This window comes from Reyranella sp., from assembly GCF_030651995.1.
In the GTDB taxonomy this organism is placed as follows: Bacteria; Pseudomonadota; Alphaproteobacteria; order Reyranellales; family Reyranellaceae; genus Reyranella.
The window spans coordinates 1-15,980 of sequence record NZ_JAUSBN010000077.1; the positions used below are offsets into that span (position 1 = coordinate 1).

Genomic DNA, 15,980 nt, shown 5'->3' on the forward strand with positions numbered 1-15,980 from the left:
GCGTGCCGTGACATCTCCTCCACCGTCACCGACCGGTTCCGCAGCAGACGTGTGAACCGCATCTCCCGCGCCCGCGTTCCCCCGAGCCGGCGGATGCACGACCCGGGCCGCAGCACCAACGCCGCATGCAACAAGGCCCCCATTTTTGCAGCCGCCGGTCGCCGAAACCGCCCAGACCGTACTCGATCCCCGACATCCAATTCTCCGCCCGCTGTGCTTCGGACAGAGAATCGAACCGCCTTACTCGACGCAACTACGATGTGTGAATGCGATAGCACTGCGTGGCGGAGAGGACATATGAGAACGGCTGGCTCTTAGAACCCGACCGCGGCGCCGTCGCGGCGGCTCTCGGAGGCCCCGAGATAGGGGCCGCCGTCGGGGAAGCGCCAGATGATCTGGCTGGAGCCGAAATCGAAGCTCGGCATCTTGGTGCGCGTCAGGCGATGGCCGCGGCTCTCAAGCCCATCGAGCGTGCCCTGCGGCATGTGCTCTTCCGTCCAGACCGTGCCGTCGGTCTCGTGCACGCGCCAGCGCGGCGCGTCGATCGCCGCCTGCGGGTTCTGCCCGTAGTCGACGATGCGCGAGAAGACCTGCATGTGGCCCTGCGGCTGCATCGCGCCGCCCATCAGGCCGAAGGTCGCCACCGGCCGGCCGTCCTTGGTGATGAAGGCCGGGATGATCGTGTGGAACGGCCGCTTGTTCGGCCCGACCTCATTGGGATGCCCCTTGGTGGTGACGAAGCCGGTGCCGCGGTTCTGCAGCGCAATGCCGGTGCCCGGCACCACGATGCCGGAGCCGAAGCCGGTGTAGTTGGACTGGATCAGCGACACCATCATGCCCGAGGCGTCGGCGGTGCCGAGGTAGATCGTGCCGCCGTCCTTGGGCGTGCCCGGACCGAAATCCTTGGCCTTCTTCGGATCGATCAGCTTGGCGCGGCTCTTGAGGTAGGCCTTGTCCAGCATCTGCTGGGGCGTCACCTCCATGAAGCGCGGGTCGGCGACGTAGCGGTAGATGTCGGCAAAGGCGAGCTTCATCGCCTCGATGCGCAGATGGGCGACCTCGGGACCGTCGCAGTCGAGGCCGGCCAGCTCGAAGTTCTCCAGAATGCCCAGCGCCATGCAGGCCGCGATCCCCTGGCCCGACGGCGGGATCTCGTGCAGCGTCGTGCCGCGGTAGGCGAGGCCGATCGGATCGACCCAGTCGGGCTTGTGCGCCGCGAGATCCTCCTTGCGCAGAGCGCCGCCGGTCTCGCGGGCGTACTTGTCCATCGCCTCGGCCAGTTCGCCCCGATAGAACGCCTCGCCCTTGCTCTCGGCGATCTTGGTGAGCGTCTTCGCCTGGTCGGGGAATTTCCAGAGTTCGCCGGGCTGCGGCGCACGCCCGTTCGGCAGGAAGGCCTTGACCCAGCTCTCCTGTCCCTTGAGCCGGTCGATCGCCCGGTGCCACTGGTGCGCGACCATGTAGGAGACGCGGAACCCGTCGTGGGCATACTTGATCGCCGGCTCGAACAGGTCGGCGAAGGGCAGCTTGCCGTAGCGCTTGTGCAGTTCCATCCAGAGCGACACGGCGCCCGGCGTGGTCACGCAGCCCCAGCCAACATGGGGCATCTTGTCGAGGCCGGCATACTTGTCGGGCGTCATCAGAGCCGGCGAATGGCCGTGCGCATTCAGGCCCACGAGCTGCTTGCCGTCCCACAGGATGCAGAAGGCGTCGGCACCGATGCCGTTCATCGTGGGCTCGACCACGGTGATGGCGGCGGCACTCGCGATGGCTGCATCGACCGCGTTGCCGCCCTTGGCGAGCATGCGCAGGCCGGCGGTGGAGGCGAGTTGCTGGGACGAGGCGACGACGTTCTCGGCGAAGACCGGCAGCTTCTTGGTGGAGTAGGGGAAGTCGTACGTGAAAGACGGCACCTCGGAATCCTTTCTACTTCTTCGAGGCCTGGAGGGCCTCGATGCGCGCCACGAAGCGTGGCGTCTGCAGGAACTGGCGATGATCCGTGACGGTCTTGCCGAACAGGCGGGAGAGATCGAACACGCCGGAGCCCGCGATCTCGCCCATCCGCCCGGAGATCGACACCCTCTCGCCAAGCCGCAGGGTTTTTAGCGCCGCAACGGCCGCCTCGGAAAGGCCCGGCGGCGGCGTGGCACGCGATCGTGTGGAGAAAAAGTCCGTCACCGTGCCTGCAAAGGCCAGGGCCCAGTCGTTGAACGCGTAGAGCGAAACCTGCCGGCCGATGTCGAAGGTCACGGCCACGGTCTGGGCATTGCCCTCGATCTTCGTGAGCGTGCCGCACCAGTCGCTGAAGGCCCCGACCTTGTCGGCCAGAGCGACGCTCTGACGTGCCGCCTCCTCGACCCGGAGCGGGTTGTTCGACGCGAGGGCGGGCTTCGCAAGTTCCTGCAGCCCGTCGAGGAACGCCTTCTGCGCCGGATTGCGCTCATGGCAGGGCCGGTCGAAACACCCGGTCAGCACGAGGCCGGCGCCGCCGAACAGGAAAATTCGACGGAACACGTCCTCTCCGCCCACGCCAGTGGGGGGCGAGGAAGGGGACCCGCGCGTTGGCGCAGGCGAGGTGAGGTGGGTCACGCGCCGCATCACCCCCTCACCTTACCTCAATATGAGGATCACGCCGCCTTCGACTGGGCCTTGGCGCGCTCCTCTTCCTTCAGTTCCTTCTTGGAGAGCTTGCCGACCGGGGTCTTGGGCAACTCCGGGCGGATCTCGAGGGCGACCGGCATCTCGTGCTTGCCGATCTTGCCGTCGAGATGCTTCTTCAGCTCCTCGAAGGTGAGCGAGGCGCCGGGCTTCAATTTGACGAAGACCTTGGGCGCTTCCTGGCGATAGGGGTCGGGAATACCGATCACGATCACCTCGTCGACCGCCGGATGCTCGTAGACGGCCTCCTCGATCATGCGGGGATAGACGTTGTAGCCCGAGGAGATGATCAGGTCCTTCGAGCGGTCGACCAGGTAGAGCCAGCCGTCGGCGTCCATGTAGCCCATGTCGCCGGTGCGCAGCCCCATCCAGTTGCTCGACGGATGCCGGAACAGCACCTTCTCCGTCTCCTCCGGCTTCTTCCAGTAGCCCTTCATGACCTGCGGGCCGATAATGCAGACTTCGCCGACATGCTCCTTGCCGGGCGGCAGCACCTTGTCGCCGTCTTCCATGTCGCGGATCTCGATCACCGTGCCGGGCATCGGCACGCCGCACGAGCCAATCCGGCGCACGCTCTTGTCGACCGGGCAGATCGCGCCCGTCGGCGAGGTTTCGGTGAGGCCGTAACCCTCGATCAGCGTGGCGCCGGTCAGCTTCTCGAAGCTCTGCTGCACCTCGACGGGCAGGGGCGCCCCGCCCGACATGCAGATCTTGAGCGAGCTGAGGTCGAGCCCCTGCGTCTTGGGATGCTTGTTGATCGCGGTGTAGAGCGTCGGCACGCCGGGCAGGAAGGTCGGCTTCTTCTTGGCGAGATCGGCGACGATCATGTCGATGTCGGGTCGCGGATAGAGGATCAGCTGGTTGCCGTTGCGCACCGCGCCCAGCATGATTCCCGACAGAGCGTAGATGTGGAACAGCGGCAGCACGCACACGACCTTTTCCGTGCCGGGCTTCGTGTAGGGCGTCGTCCAGGCCTGACCCTGGCTCATCGCTGCCATGACGCAGCCGTGCGTCAGCATCGCCGCCTTGGGCAGGCCGGTCGTGCCGCCGGTGTATTGGAGGATCGCCACCTCGTCCCACAGGTTGTCGCTGGCGGGCTTGTGGGGCGTGTACTTGCCGTCGTTCGCCAGCAGGTCCTTGAACGACATGTGCCAGTCGTCGCGCGGCCAGGCCGACAGGTCCTTCTTCTTGGCGATCGGATAGAGCCAGTTCTTGGGCCACGGCAGGTAGTCGGCGATCGAGCCCACGATCAGCTTCTTCAGCCGGGTCTTGCCGCGCATCGCCGCCATCTTCGGGTAGAGCGCGGTGACGTCCAGCGTCACCAGGATGTCTGTCTCCGAATCGCCGATCTTGAACTCGAGCTCGCGGGCGGCATCGAGCGGCGAGTAGTTCACGACCCGTCCGCCGGCCTTCAGGATACCGAAGAAGGCGATGATGTAGTGCGGCGTGTTGGGCAGATAGAGGCCGACATTGACGCCGGGTTTGACGCCGAGCTTCTGGAAGCCGGCCGCGGCCCGGTCTGAGGCCTCCTTGTAGTCCCGGAACGTCATCACCTTGTCGAGGAAATCGGTGAAGGGCCGGTCACCGTACCGGGCGCAGCTTTCCTCGAAGCTCTGGTGGATGGTCATCCTCGGAACGTCGAGCTCCCACTTCACGCCCGGCGGATAGCTCTTTTCCCACACGTAGTTCGACATTTATGGAGTTCCTCCCTGCATCGACTATGCGAGGCCGCAAGCGGGAGGGTCAAGAAGCTGGTGGAATCAGATATTCGTACTCGTAGACCGTGCGGAACCCCTGCGCCGCATAGAGCGGCATCGCCGCGGCATTGGTCGCAACCACCTGCAGGTAGGCGAAGCGCGCGCCCTTTGCCCAGGCCCAGGCATAGAGGCTTTCGGTGACGCGCCGCGCCAGTCCCTGGCGTCGCGCTTCGGGCATGACCAGCACGTCGAACAGACCCATGTGATCGCCCTCGACGGCGCCGATAGCCATGGCCATGGGCCGGCCTTCGTGCTGGGCGAAGGCGAAGCCGGCGGGCTGGGCAATGGCCCGCAGCATCTGCTCCATGGTCTGGCTATGCTCGGGTCTCACCGGGCTGTGCGTGGCAAAGGCCTCGATCCAGGAGGGAGCGGGACTCGGGGAGATCTCGACGGCAGGATCGGCCCGGAAGCCGTCATGCAGCGGGCAACGCTGCACCAGGCTGCGCTCGATCGGTTCATAGCCCCGGGCCTTCAGCAAATCCGCCATACCCACCGGCGCCAATGGCGTGAGACGCCACACCGGCGGCCGATGACGCTCGCGGAAGGGGGCCTCCAGGGTTTCGATATCCGCTGAAGAGTGTGGCTCTAATGCATTGATCGAATTGGCTCTTTTTGTGTAGCCGCCCGAAAGTCGCAGATGCCAGCCCTGAAGGTCCTGGCTTTCGAGCGCGGGCCAGCCGCGAAAGGCCAGGCGCTCGAGCCGACGTAATTCATCCAATTTCTGAAGAGGTGACATGGTGCGGAGTCTCTGCTAGTATAAAGAACAATAATAACAGCAACTTATTTTTAAAACTGTAAGTTACGCATGAAGTCCGACCCCCTCGATGTCGACTTTCGTGTTTGCTGGCAGCCGCCCCATCGTCCGCTGGATTTGACGATCGGTCTGCGGCTGCCAGCGATCCTTTCGCTCGTCCTTGCCCTGGCGCTCGCCTTGGCCGGTTGCGGAGGGGGCGGATCGGGCACCGACGACCGGCCACCCAGCGACAAGGTCGCCTACACGGCCTGGAAGGAATGGACCAGGTTCGGCCGCGCCACCGTCGTCTATGGCGGGCAGGCCAACGGCTACACCAACCGTTACGGGATGACCGAACGCAGCGAGCCCCTGTCCAGCCGCGTCGGTGAATATTGGGCGGCGTGCGGCCGGCCGGAGTGGAACGGTACCTCGGGCAAGCCCTGGTCGGGCGCCTTCGTCACCTGGGTGATGCTCCAGTCAGGCTACGGCGCCTCGCAGTTTCCGCGCGAGGGCCGCCACGGCAGCTACCTGTCCTCGCTCTACGATCGCCAGCGCGCCTCGCGCGGCGCGCCCTTCGTGCTCCACGCGCCGAACGAATATTCTCCGAAGCCGGGCGACCTCGTCTGCTCGGGCTCCGCCGGTCCGACGTGGCGCCATGCCGACCCGCGCACCGCGCAGCGCCGAATCGACAACACGGCGGCCCATTGCGACATCGTCACCGACGTGCGCGGCGGCTACGTCCATGCGGTTGGCGGCAACGTGAAGGACAGCGTGGCGATGAGCCTCTTCCCCGTCGACTCGCGCGGCCGCCTGATGAACGTGTCGGGCCGGCCATGGCTCCTCGTCGTGGAAAAGCGCGGCTGAGCCGGCTTAGTTGGTCATCCCCGCCGCGTGCATGATCGCGGCGGTGCGCTCGGCGATCATCATGGTGGGCGCGTTTGTATTGCCGCCGATCAGGGTCGGCATGACGGAGGCGTCGACCACGCGCAGACCCTCGACGCCGTGCACCAGCAGCTTGTCGTCGACCACCGCCATGGGGTCACTGGCCGGGCCCATCTTGCAGGTGCCGACCGGGTGGTAAATCGTCTCGCACTTTGCTCGGATCCACTGCTCGATCTCGGCATCCGTCTTCGCCGCCGGGCCCGGCGCCAGCTCGTCGGCGCGGTAGGGATCGAGGCCCGACTGGGCCAGGATGTCGCGGCCCATCTTCACGCCGGCGATCAGCGTATCGAGGTCCCGGCGCTCGCTGAGATAGTTCGCGTCGATCAGCGGATGCTCCTTCGGATCCTTGCTGCGCAACCGGATCGTGCCCTTGCTCTCGGGCCGGAGCGCGCAGACGTGAAGGCTGTAGCCGTCCTTGTTCAGCCGCGTCCGGCCGTGATCCATGACAAGAACTGGCAGGAAATGCAGCTGGATGTCGGGCGCTGCCAGCTCGGGGCGGGTGCGCAGGAAGCCGCCCGACTCGGCGATCGGCGAGGTGCCGGGGCCCTTCTTGTTCACGACATACTGGTAAAGCGAGGCCAGCTTGTTGGCGCGGTCGTAGGTGTCGCGCGTCCTGCAGAACTGCAGCAGCGCGGCGTCGAGATGGTCCTGCAGGTTGCCGCCGACGCCGGGCAGGTCGTGCAGCGGCCGGATGCCGATCGACTTCAGATGATCGGCCGGGCCGACGCCCGACAGCATCAGGAGCTGCGGAGAGTTGACGGCGCCGCCGCACAGGATGATCTCGCGGGTCACGCGCGCGACCTCGTCGCGGCCGTTGAGCGTGTAGCGCACGCCCATGGCGCGCTTCTGATCGAAGATGATGCGCTCGACCAGTGCGCCGGTGACCACCTCGAGATGGGCGCCGCTGTTGGCGACCGCGGGACGGAGATAGGCGCTGGCCGCGCTCCAGCGCTCCTTGTTCTTCTGCGTCACCTGGTAGAGGCCGACACCTTCTTGCTCGGCCCCGTTGAAGTCCGGAGTGCGCTTGTGTCCGGCCTGCCCGGCGGCCTTGAGGAAGGCCTCGTTGAGCTTGCTGGGATCGACCTGGTCGGCGACGTTCAGCGGGCCGCCCGTACCGTGGAAGGCGTCGGCGCCGCGCTCGTTGTTCTCCGACTTCTTGAAGTAGGGCAGCACGTCCTCATAGGACCAGCCTTCGTTGCCGAGCTGCCGCCAGTGGTCGTAGTCGGAGGCGTGGCCGCGAACATAGAGCATCGCGTTGATCGCGGACGAGCCGCCCAGCGTCTTGCCGCGCGGCCAATACATGCGGCGATCGTTGCAGTGCTTCTGCGGCGTCGTCTCGTAGTGCCAGTTGTAGGGGGTCTTCTCGCCCAGCGAAGCGAAACCGGCGGGCATCTTCAGCATGAACGACTTGTCGGGACCCCCGGCCTCGAGCACCAGGATGCGAAGCTTGGGCCGTTCCCAGGCGAGTCGCGCGGCAAGCGCGCAACCGGCCGAGCCGGCACCGACGATGATGTAGTCGTAGAGCGAAGACATTGTCCTTCCTTCAGGGCAGCCGGTTTTCGATGACCGCGAAGACGGGTCGGCCGGATATGGGCGATAAAATGCCGTTCGCGTCCAGTGGAAAGACGCTCCGGGTTACGGAGTCAGCTACATTGCCGCCGATCGCGGAAAGATGACCCGGCTGGACGTCGACCACGATGTCGCAATGTCCTGCCCCGCGATTCAGGTTCTGCAGCGTCGTGCCGCTACCCTCGCGTGACGCGCAGACGAGATCGCCGACCCTGGGCGCATAGGCGTCGGGCGCATGTGGGATGAACGCCGCGCCGGGCTTCCTGGCGCGTTCGACGATGCGTTCGACGTAGATCGTGTGGCGCTGGTCGGGGCAGAAGAGGTCGCGCGTCACGCCGGCGCTCTCGATGTCCCAGGAGATGAAGGCGGCCGACCATGGCACGTCGTCCACCCCGCTCAACGTCTTGTCGACGGCGGCCCAGTAGTCGGCGATGCGCTGCGGCGCGTCGCGCTCCTTGATGCCGCGCTGTTCCGTCCGAGGTGGTCCGTTCTTCGAGTAGGTGATGACCTGCTTGCCGAAGCGGCCCCATTCGCCGACCGCCAGCAGCACCATCGAGGTCCTGGAGCTCGATGACGGAGGCGGGGCTTCGGGCTTCCAGGACGATGCGGGGCAGGGACCGAGGGGCGGCAAGTCCTTCGCCTGCACGACCGGCTTGCTCGTCGGCGGCGTCGTACAGGCGGCGGCGAGGACGAGAAGCGGGATCGCGAGGAGGGCGCGCATAGGGAGTTGTCTTGTTCTCCCTACCAGCGCCCGACGCCGCCGATCAGGATCGTCGGCACGCCTCCGGTTCCGTTCTTCACGGTGCAGACCTGGCTGCCAGGCCGGCGCCCGTCGCGCGGCTCCGAGACGTCGAGGCCGGCGGCCTTCAGTCGTTCATGGGCGGCGGCTATATCGGGCACGCGCCACGACAGGCCCCAGAGATGGTCCGGCTCGTCCGACACGTCCTTCTTGAGGTCGTGGGCGATCTCGACCACCAGGTCGCCGCAGCGGAAGAACAGCAGGCGCGCGCCCCACTTGGGATTGCTGCGGTCGAGCCGTAGGTCGAGGCCGAGCCGGCCGCCATAGAAGGCGATGGCGCGCTCGGGGTTGGGCGTGCGCACGACGACATGGTCGAGGCTGGAGACGGCGGCGCCGGCGTCAGTTGTGAGTGGCGAAGGAGCTTCGTCCGGCGTCGCAACGACGCCGATTGCGACGCCATGGCCGAGGAGCGCCAGCCCCGCATCCGTTCTCGTCGTCGCGACGGCACGGCGCTCGAGAAGCGTCGCCGCCTTGGCGAGGTCCTGCGCCGCGAACACCATGGATCGCAGGCCCGATGCTTTGGGCTCGAAACGCACCGCGACATTGTCGGTGCGCAGGCGACCGTCCACCGCACGCCGCCCCAGCAACGTCTCGTAATCGGCAGCCGAGCCGCCGACGACGAGATGGTCGAGTGCCGCGATCATGGTGTCAGCCGATGCGCTTCAGGTTCGCCTTGTAGTCCTGGCTGCGCTTCACGTAGCTCTCCGCGCTCATCGCCAGACGCGAGGCATTCTCCTCGCTCAGCTCGCGCACGACCTTGGCGGGCGAGCCGAGGATCATCGACCGGTCGGGAAAGCTCTTGCCTTCGGTGACGATCGAGCCGGCGCCCACCAGGCAGTCCTTGCCGATCACCGAACGGTTGAGCACGACCGACTGGATGCCGATCAGCGAGCCGTCGCCGATCGTGCAGCCGTGCAGCATCACCTGGTGGCCGACCGTCACGTTCCGGCCGATGGTCAGCGGCGCGCCAGGGTCGGTGTGCAGGACGCTCAGTTCCTGGATGTTGCTGTCGTCGCCGATGACGATGGGCTCGTTGTCGCCGCGCAGGACGGCGCCGAACCAGATGCTCACCCGCTCGCCCAGGATCACCGACCCGATGATGGTTACGCCCTCCGCGATGTAGCAGGAGGCGGGGATCACCGGCACTCGGTCGTTCAGCTGGTAGATCGGCATCTGGAGTCCTTCTGCGAACGCACTCGATGGGAGAGGTCATCCGGCATGCCAGCTTGCCCAACCCAATTCAATAGGAGCCGGTCTCGTTGCCCCTTACGTAATCGCGGGCTTACGTAAACGAGATTTGACGTTTACGTAAACGTCAACTAAATCACCTCCATCATGTCAGTCGCCGCCATTCCCTCGGCCAAGACGCTGGCGCCACGAGACGCGCAGCGCATCTACAGCATCGCCGAACTGTCGCGCGAATTTGCGATCACGCCGCGCACGATCCGCTTCTACGAGGATGAGGGGCTGATCAAGCCGCGCCGGCACGGCACGACCCGTCTCTACACGGCGGGTGATCGCACGCGGCTGAGCTGGATCCTGCGCGGCAAGCGCCTCGGCTTCTCGCTCGCCGAGATCCGCGAGTTGCTCGACCTCTACCAGGTCGATCGCACGGGCATGCAGCAGCTGCGCGAGCTGCTGCGCCGCTGCCAGCTCCACATCGGCGATCTGGAGCGCAAGCGGGCCGATCTCGACCAGCACATCGGCGAATTCAGGGACGTCGAAGCACAAGTGAGCGCCGAGCTGAGGCAGCGCGGCATCGATCCGGAAAGCGACTAGGAAACTGCGACTGAGGAGGAAGCCATGGCCGTCTACAAGGCCCCGATCAAGGACATCCAGTTCGTTCTGAACGAAGTCATCGACGTCTCGAAGCTCGCTAAACTGCCGGGCTACGAGGACGCGACCCCCGACACGATCCACGCCATCGTCGAGGAAGCGGCGAAGCTCTGCGAGAACGTGCTGTTCCCGCTGAACCGCACCGGCGACGAGGAAGGCTGCCACTACGAGAACGGCGTCGTGCGCACGCCCAAGGGCTTCAAGGAAGCCTACAGGCAGTTCGCCGAGGGCGGCTGGACGGGCATCACCTGCGATCCCGAGTTCGGCGGGCAGGGGCTGCCGGCGACGGTGGGCTTCGCCCTGCAGGAGATGTTCACGGCCTCCAACCAGGCCTTTGCGATGTATCCGGGCCTCAGCCACGGCGCCTACGAGGCGCTGTCGCGCCATGGCTCCGACGAGCTGAAGCAGCGCTACCTGCCGAAGCTGGCCGACGGCACCTGGTCGGGCACCATGTGCCTCACCGAGCCCCATTGCGGTACCGACCTCGGCATGCTGCGCACCAAGGCCGAGCCGCAGGCCGACGGCAGCTACAGCATCACCGGCACCAAGATCTTCATCTCCGCCGGCGAGCACGACCTCACCGAGAACATCATCCATCTCGTGCTGGCGCGCCTGCCGGATGCGCCGGGCGGCACCAAGGGCATCTCGCTGTTCATCGTGCCGAAGTTCCTGCCGAAGGCGGACGGCTCGGTCGGTGAGCGCAACGGCATCCGCTGCGGCGCGGTCGAGCACAAGATGGGCATCAAGGCCAACGCGACCTGCGTGATGAACCTCGACGGCGCTACCGGCTGGCTGGTCGGCGAGGCCAACAAGGGCATGACGGCGATGTTCGTCATGATGAACGCCGCACGCCTCGGCGTCGGCATGCAGGGCCTCGGCATCGCGGAGACGGCCTACCAGAGCGCCGTCGCCTATGCCCGCGACCGCCTGCAGGGCCGCTCGCTGACGGGTCCGAAGAACGCCGGCGGCCCGGCCGATCCGATAATCGTGCATCCCGACGTGCGCCGCATGCTGATGATCCAGAAGTCCTTCACCGAGGGCGCGCGGGCGCTCTCGCTGTGGGTCGGCATGCTGATCGACGAAGCGCATTCGCATCCCGATGCCGCGACGCGCGAGGCGGCCGACGATCTCATCCAGATGCTGACGCCGATCATCAAGGCCTACTTCACCGACATGGGCAGCGAGTGCGCCAACCTCGCGGTGCAGACCTGGGGCGGCCACGGCTTCATCCGCGAGAACGGCGTCGAGCAGCTCGTCCGCGACGCGCGCATCACCCAGCTCTACGAGGGCACCAACGGCATCCAGGCGCTCGACCTGGTCGGCCGCAAGCTGCCGATGAAGGGCGGCCGCGCCGCCCAGCGCCTGCTCGGCGAGATCGGCGGCTTCATCGCCCAGCACAAGGCCGACGAGACGATGAAGGAGTTCGTCGAGCCGCTCGAGAAGGCGATGGGCAGGGTTCAGGACTCGGCCTTGTTCCTGATGCAGAACGCGATGAAGAATCCCGACGAGGCCGGCGGCGCCGCCACCGACCTGCTGCGCCTCATGGCGCTGACGGCGATGGCCTATATGTGGAACCGCATCGTCGTTGCCGCCCACAAGGGACTGGCGGCCGGCAACGACAATGGTTTCTACGAAGCCAAGATCGTCACCGCGCGCTTCTTCATGGCCCGCGTGCTGCCGCAGACCGTGTCGCTCAACCATCAGATCAAGGCCGGCGCCTCGACCCTGATGGCGCTGCCGGCCGACGCGTTCTGAAGTCGGCCCTGGCCTGCGGGGCGGCGGCGTTCCATAGGAATGCCGCCATGCTCGTGGGCCTGATCGGCGACGGCATCATTCTTTTCGCGCTGCGCCGCGCGACGGGGTAACCTCGGGCGTTCGTCCATAAACGCCCGAGGAAACTGCCCCATGTCCGCACCGCACGTTCTCGCCGAAGTCAAAGACGGTATCGGCTGGATCACGCTCAATCGCCCGGAGTCGCTGAACGCGCTCTCGATGGAGATGCGCGACCTGCTGATCGAGCACAGCGCCAAGTTCGAGAAGGACCCGGCGGTGCGCTGCGTGGTGATCCGCGGCGCCGGCACGCACTTCATGGCGGGCGGCGACATTCGCGGTTTCCAAAAGTCGCTGACCGAGGACAAGGAAGCCCATCTCGCGGGCTTCGAGATGCGGGTCGTGAAGGCGCACCAGGCGATCTACCAGATCCGCCGCATGAACAAGCCGGTCCTGGCCTCGGTGCAGGGCGCCGCCGCCGGCTTCGGCCTGTCGCTGATCCTGAACTGCGATCTGGCCATCGCTTCGGACGATTCGTTCTTCACCCTGGCCTATCGCCATATCGGCCTCAGCGCCGACGGTGGTGCGACCTACTTCCTGCCGCGTGTCGTAGGCGAGCGGAAGGCGCTCGAGATCGCCCTGCTGGGCGAGCGCTTCTCGGCGCAGGAGGCCAAGGACAATAACATCCTCAACTGGGTGGTGCCGAAGGATCAGCTGGTCGCCGAGACCGAGAAGATGGCGCGCAAGCTGGCCGACGGTCCCACCTTCGCGCTGGGCGTCGCCAAGAAGCTGATCCGCAACTCGTTCGACAACAGCTGGGACGAACACTCGCACCGCGAGGCCGAGGGCCTCGCCGCCTGCGCCGCCACCGAGGACCATTTCGAGGGCCTGAGCGCCTTCCTCGAAAAGCGCAAGGCGAAGTTCAAGGGACGCTGAGGAGGGTAGAGCTACTCCGTCGTCCTGAGGGGCGGCGCGGTCGAGGCACCCTTTTCGTCTGGAGCGCCCATGACGTCCGCGCCGCGGCCGCCGGACGCAAGCGGCTGTGGCATCCCAGGAAGGGGGTCCTCACCTTCGAACACACGAGCTTCCAGGCCAACGACGACCCTGCACTGAAACTCGTCGTCTATACTGCGGTGTAACGGTTGATGCGGCGCGTTGCTGCGTCCAGAGTCCGGTGAAAGCAGGGGAGTAGGAAACATGCAGGATCGTCACATCGGCGACGTACGCGTCACCCGCATCGAAGAACAGATGGGGCCTGGCTTTCCGGCCAAGGATTTCTTCCCGGAGTTCGATGCCGAGACCTTCAAGGCCGAGCAGAACTGGCTGGCGCCGACCTACTTCCAACCCCAGAGCGGGCGGCTGATGACCTCGATCCACTCCTGGCTGCTGCGCACGGGCAAGCACACGATCCTTGTCGACGCCTGCAGCGGCAACCACAAGCCGCGGCCGGGGATGCCGCGCTTCAACATGCTGAACACGCCGTATCTCGATCGCCTGCGCGAGGCGGGCGTGCAGCCGGAGGAGATCGACTTCGTGATGTGCACGCACCTGCACGTCGATCACGTCGGCTGGAACACGCGGCTGGAGAACGGCAAGTGGGTGCCGACCTTCCCCAATGCCAAGTACGTGATGTCGCGCACCGACCACGACCACTGGTCGGCGCTCGCGAAGAAGGCCGATACCGAGGTCTACCAGGTCAATACCTACAACGACTCGGTGCTGCCCATCGTCGAGGCCAGGAAGGCCGAGTTCGTGTCGGGCGTACATGCGATGTGCGGCTGCCTGACGCTGAAGCCCGCGCCGGGTCACACGCCGGGCCAGATCCGCGTCGACCTCGACTCGCGCGGCAAGCGCGCGATCTTCGCCGGCGACGCGCTGCACAATCCGGTGCAGGTGCCGCTGTGGAGATGGAACAGCGTCTTCTGTGAGGACCGAGAGCTCGCCCGCCAGTCGCGCCACACCCTGCTGGCCGATTGCGTGGAGCAGGGCGCGCTGCTGATGCCGGCCCATTTCGGCTCGCCGCACGCGGCCTACATCAAGGCCAACGGCGACCGCTTCGAACTCGACTGGGACTACGACAATGCGCGCGGGCGCTGAGCCCGTCCCGCGGGCCGGCACCAGCCGCTTCGGCAAGGCTCCTGGTGGCCGGACAGGGGACCGGGTCGCGCGGCGATAGCCAGGAAGCCTCCCTGACTAACGCCCCTTCCAGTTGGGCTTGCGCTTCTCGGCGAAGGCCTTCGGGCCCTCGACCGTGTCCTCGCTGTGCGCCATGGCGACGAAGGCGGGGTAGTGCTGGTTGCGCATGCCGATCTCGAGCGACGGCACGTCGAGCGAGCGCATGACGACCTGCTTGGTGGCGCGGACCGACATCGGCGAGCATTCGAGGATCTGGGCGGCCCACTTCTTCGCCGAAGCCATCAGCTCGGCGTGCGGCACCACCTCGGTGACGAAGCCCAGTTCGTAGCCTTCCTTGGCGCCGACATGGCGGCCGGTTAGCATCATGCCCATGGCCCTCTTGAGCGGGATCATGCGGCTCAAGCGCTGCATGCCGCCGGCGCCGGCCGCGAGACCCACGCGCGGCTCTGGCAGGGCGAACTTGGCCTGGTCGGAGGCGATGATGATGTCGCAGGCCAGCGCGATCTCGAAGCCGCCGCCCATGGCGATGCCGTTCACCGCGGCGATCACCGGCTTGTCGAGGTCGAACCGGTTGGCCAGGCCGCCGAAGCCCTTGGCCGGATGGACCGGGCGCTTGCCGGTCTTGGCCTGGATCTCGGCGTGATATTTGAGGTCGTTGCCGGCGCAGAAGGCCTTGTCGCCGGCGCCGGTGACGATGGCGACCCAGAGGTCCGGATTGGTCTGGAACTCGTCGAACGCCTCGACCATCTCCTGGTTCGCCATGGGATGGCAGGCGTTGTAGACTTCGGGGCGGTTGATCGTGACGATCATCAGGTGGCCGTCGGTCTCGACTTTGCTGTACTGGCCCATGGCAAAACTCCTCCGTCTTTTCGTGAATGGCGATTTACCGTCCAAAATGCCGCGGTGGAAAGCCGGACGATGCTTCCCATCTGCATCGTGAAATGCAAAATCCCATCTTCCGATACGCCGCCGGTGGCCTCGCCGGGGCGCTGGTCGCGTTGTCGGCCAATCTTACTTACGCTGTGACCTTAAACCAAAATCTCCGCATCTCCGGAGGCTCGCCACTAGGGCTGGTGGCCGACATCGGGGCGGATTTGAGGGGGCCACAGCGTGCGGGAGTAGTGCGGGTCGCCCAGGCTGGGAAGACCTTGCCGGGGATCAAACCATCCGAGCCGACAGAGGCCGGAGCCGAGATCGTGAGCAGGATGCTCGCGCCGGGTGCATCCAATCCCGACGTGCCGTTGCCCCATCCCGACCTTTCGGAAAAGTCTTTCGACAGGACCGACGCCCAAAATTCCCTGAAGGGTCCTACACCCTACGTCCGGGGAGAGGCCGGAGGCGGCGTTCTGGGCTTCCGGATCCCCATCCGGTGAACCGCAGCGCGGCCGGTGGAACCACTACATCTAGTCCGGCCGCCTCGTCCCCGGAATCCCTCCGGCGGGAGACGCAAGGCCCGGATAAGCTGCACTGTTGCGTCCGGGTCACAGGTCGAAGGGGAGTCGGCGAGGCCGGGAGCGGCTGGTTGCACTGCACCAGTGGTGGTGTGTATATTCCGCGAAGTTGGTGATTTAAGTCAGTCTGCCGACAAACGTTGAATTCAGTTTCAGTCCGCAAGTATCAAGAACGAGGGGAAGAACTCATGAAGAAGGCTCTTCTGGCGGCCGCCGCCATTGTAGCGCTGCCGGTTGCTGCGCAGGCGCAGGCTCCGCAGCCGGGCATCTACATTGGTGCCGAGGGCGGCATCAACTGGCTGACGAACTTCACGGCGAACACGAACATT

General features: G+C 66.0%; 14 protein-coding genes and 1 pseudogene. 6 read left to right on the forward strand and 9 right to left on the reverse strand.

What is annotated here, in order from left to right:
* Positions 1 to 314: 314 nt before the first annotated feature.
* From ggt to Q7V45_RS24205, 4 genes are all read right to left on the reverse strand, one after another.
* On the reverse strand, positions 315 to 1,913 hold the full coding sequence (ggt, locus tag Q7V45_RS24190) for a gamma-glutamyltransferase (protein ID WP_304856889.1): 1,599 nt from the start codon (positions 1,911 to 1,913) through the stop codon (positions 315 to 317).
* Positions 1,914 to 1,926: 13 nt separating this feature from the next.
* Positions 1,927 to 2,514, reverse strand: a complete 588-nt coding sequence (locus tag Q7V45_RS24195) for a hypothetical protein (RefSeq protein ID WP_304856890.1) — start codon at positions 2,512 to 2,514, stop codon at positions 1,927 to 1,929.
* Positions 2,515 to 2,627: 113 nt separating this feature from the next.
* On the reverse strand, positions 2,628 to 4,352 hold the full coding sequence (locus Q7V45_RS24200) for a long-chain fatty acid--CoA ligase (RefSeq protein WP_304856891.1): 1,725 nt from the start codon (positions 4,350 to 4,352) through the stop codon (positions 2,628 to 2,630).
* Positions 4,353 to 4,401: 49 nt separating this feature from the next.
* Entirely contained in the window at positions 4,402 to 5,151 is a 750-nt protein-coding gene (locus Q7V45_RS24205) for a GNAT family N-acetyltransferase (protein ID WP_304856892.1), read from the reverse strand.
* A 69-nt stretch (positions 5,152 to 5,220) separates the two neighbouring features.
* On the opposite strand from Q7V45_RS24205, the gene Q7V45_RS24210 reads away from it, so the two are divergent.
* Positions 5,221 to 6,012: a DUF2272 domain-containing protein gene (locus Q7V45_RS24210; protein ID WP_304856893.1), complete on the forward strand. Its 792-nt coding sequence runs from the start codon at positions 5,221 to 5,223 to the stop codon at positions 6,010 to 6,012.
* Between the two features lie 6 nt (positions 6,013 to 6,018).
* Here Q7V45_RS24210 and Q7V45_RS24215 read toward each other — a convergent pair whose 3' ends face one another.
* From Q7V45_RS24215 to Q7V45_RS24230, 4 genes are read right to left on the reverse strand one after another with little or no spacing between them, the layout of a single operon-like run.
* Positions 6,019 to 7,623, reverse strand: a complete 1,605-nt coding sequence (locus tag Q7V45_RS24215; protein WP_304856894.1) for a GMC family oxidoreductase — start codon at positions 7,621 to 7,623, stop codon at positions 6,019 to 6,021.
* Between the two features lie 10 nt (positions 7,624 to 7,633).
* Positions 7,634 to 8,380: a DUF2272 domain-containing protein gene (locus Q7V45_RS24220; protein ID WP_304856895.1), complete on the reverse strand. Its 747-nt coding sequence runs from the start codon at positions 8,378 to 8,380 to the stop codon at positions 7,634 to 7,636.
* Positions 8,381 to 8,400: 20 nt separating this feature from the next.
* Entirely contained in the window at positions 8,401 to 9,102 is a 702-nt protein-coding gene (locus Q7V45_RS24225) for a VOC family protein (RefSeq protein WP_304856896.1), read from the reverse strand.
* 4 nt (positions 9,103 to 9,106) lie between these two features.
* Positions 9,107 to 9,631: a gamma carbonic anhydrase family protein gene (locus tag Q7V45_RS24230; protein WP_304856897.1), complete on the reverse strand. Its 525-nt coding sequence runs from the start codon at positions 9,629 to 9,631 to the stop codon at positions 9,107 to 9,109.
* Positions 9,632 to 9,793: 162 nt separating this feature from the next.
* Between Q7V45_RS24230 and Q7V45_RS24235 the strand changes: the two genes are divergently transcribed.
* The 5 genes and pseudogenes from Q7V45_RS24235 to Q7V45_RS24255 all read left to right on the forward strand — a co-directional run bounded on the left by Q7V45_RS24235 (position 9,794) and on the right by Q7V45_RS24255 (position 14,161).
* Positions 9,794 to 10,237 (forward strand): MerR family DNA-binding transcriptional regulator, encoded by a 444-nt coding sequence (locus Q7V45_RS24235; RefSeq protein WP_304856898.1) that lies wholly within the window; start codon positions 9,794 to 9,796, stop codon positions 10,235 to 10,237.
* A 24-nt stretch (positions 10,238 to 10,261) separates the two neighbouring features.
* Positions 10,262 to 12,049, forward strand: coding sequence for an acyl-CoA dehydrogenase C-terminal domain-containing protein (locus Q7V45_RS24240; RefSeq protein WP_304856899.1), 1,788 nt, complete (start codon positions 10,262 to 10,264; stop codon positions 12,047 to 12,049).
* Between the two features lie 150 nt (positions 12,050 to 12,199).
* Positions 12,200 to 13,000, forward strand: a complete 801-nt coding sequence (locus Q7V45_RS24245) for an enoyl-CoA hydratase/isomerase family protein (protein ID WP_304856900.1) — start codon at positions 12,200 to 12,202, stop codon at positions 12,998 to 13,000.
* A gap of 59 nt (positions 13,001 to 13,059) precedes the next feature.
* Positions 13,060 to 13,203 (forward strand): annotated as a pseudogene (locus Q7V45_RS24250) (transcriptional regulator); the annotation flags it as partial.
* Between the two features lie 58 nt (positions 13,204 to 13,261).
* Positions 13,262 to 14,161 carry an MBL fold metallo-hydrolase gene (locus tag Q7V45_RS24255; RefSeq protein ID WP_304856901.1) on the forward strand — a complete coding sequence of 300 codons (900 nt, stop codon included), beginning with the start codon at positions 13,262 to 13,264 and terminating at the stop codon, positions 14,159 to 14,161.
* A gap of 96 nt (positions 14,162 to 14,257) precedes the next feature.
* Here Q7V45_RS24255 and Q7V45_RS24260 read toward each other — a convergent pair whose 3' ends face one another.
* On the reverse strand, positions 14,258 to 15,049 hold the full coding sequence (locus Q7V45_RS24260) for an enoyl-CoA hydratase-related protein (protein ID WP_304856902.1): 792 nt from the start codon (positions 15,047 to 15,049) through the stop codon (positions 14,258 to 14,260).
* Between the last annotated feature and the right edge of the window lie 931 nt (positions 15,050 to 15,980).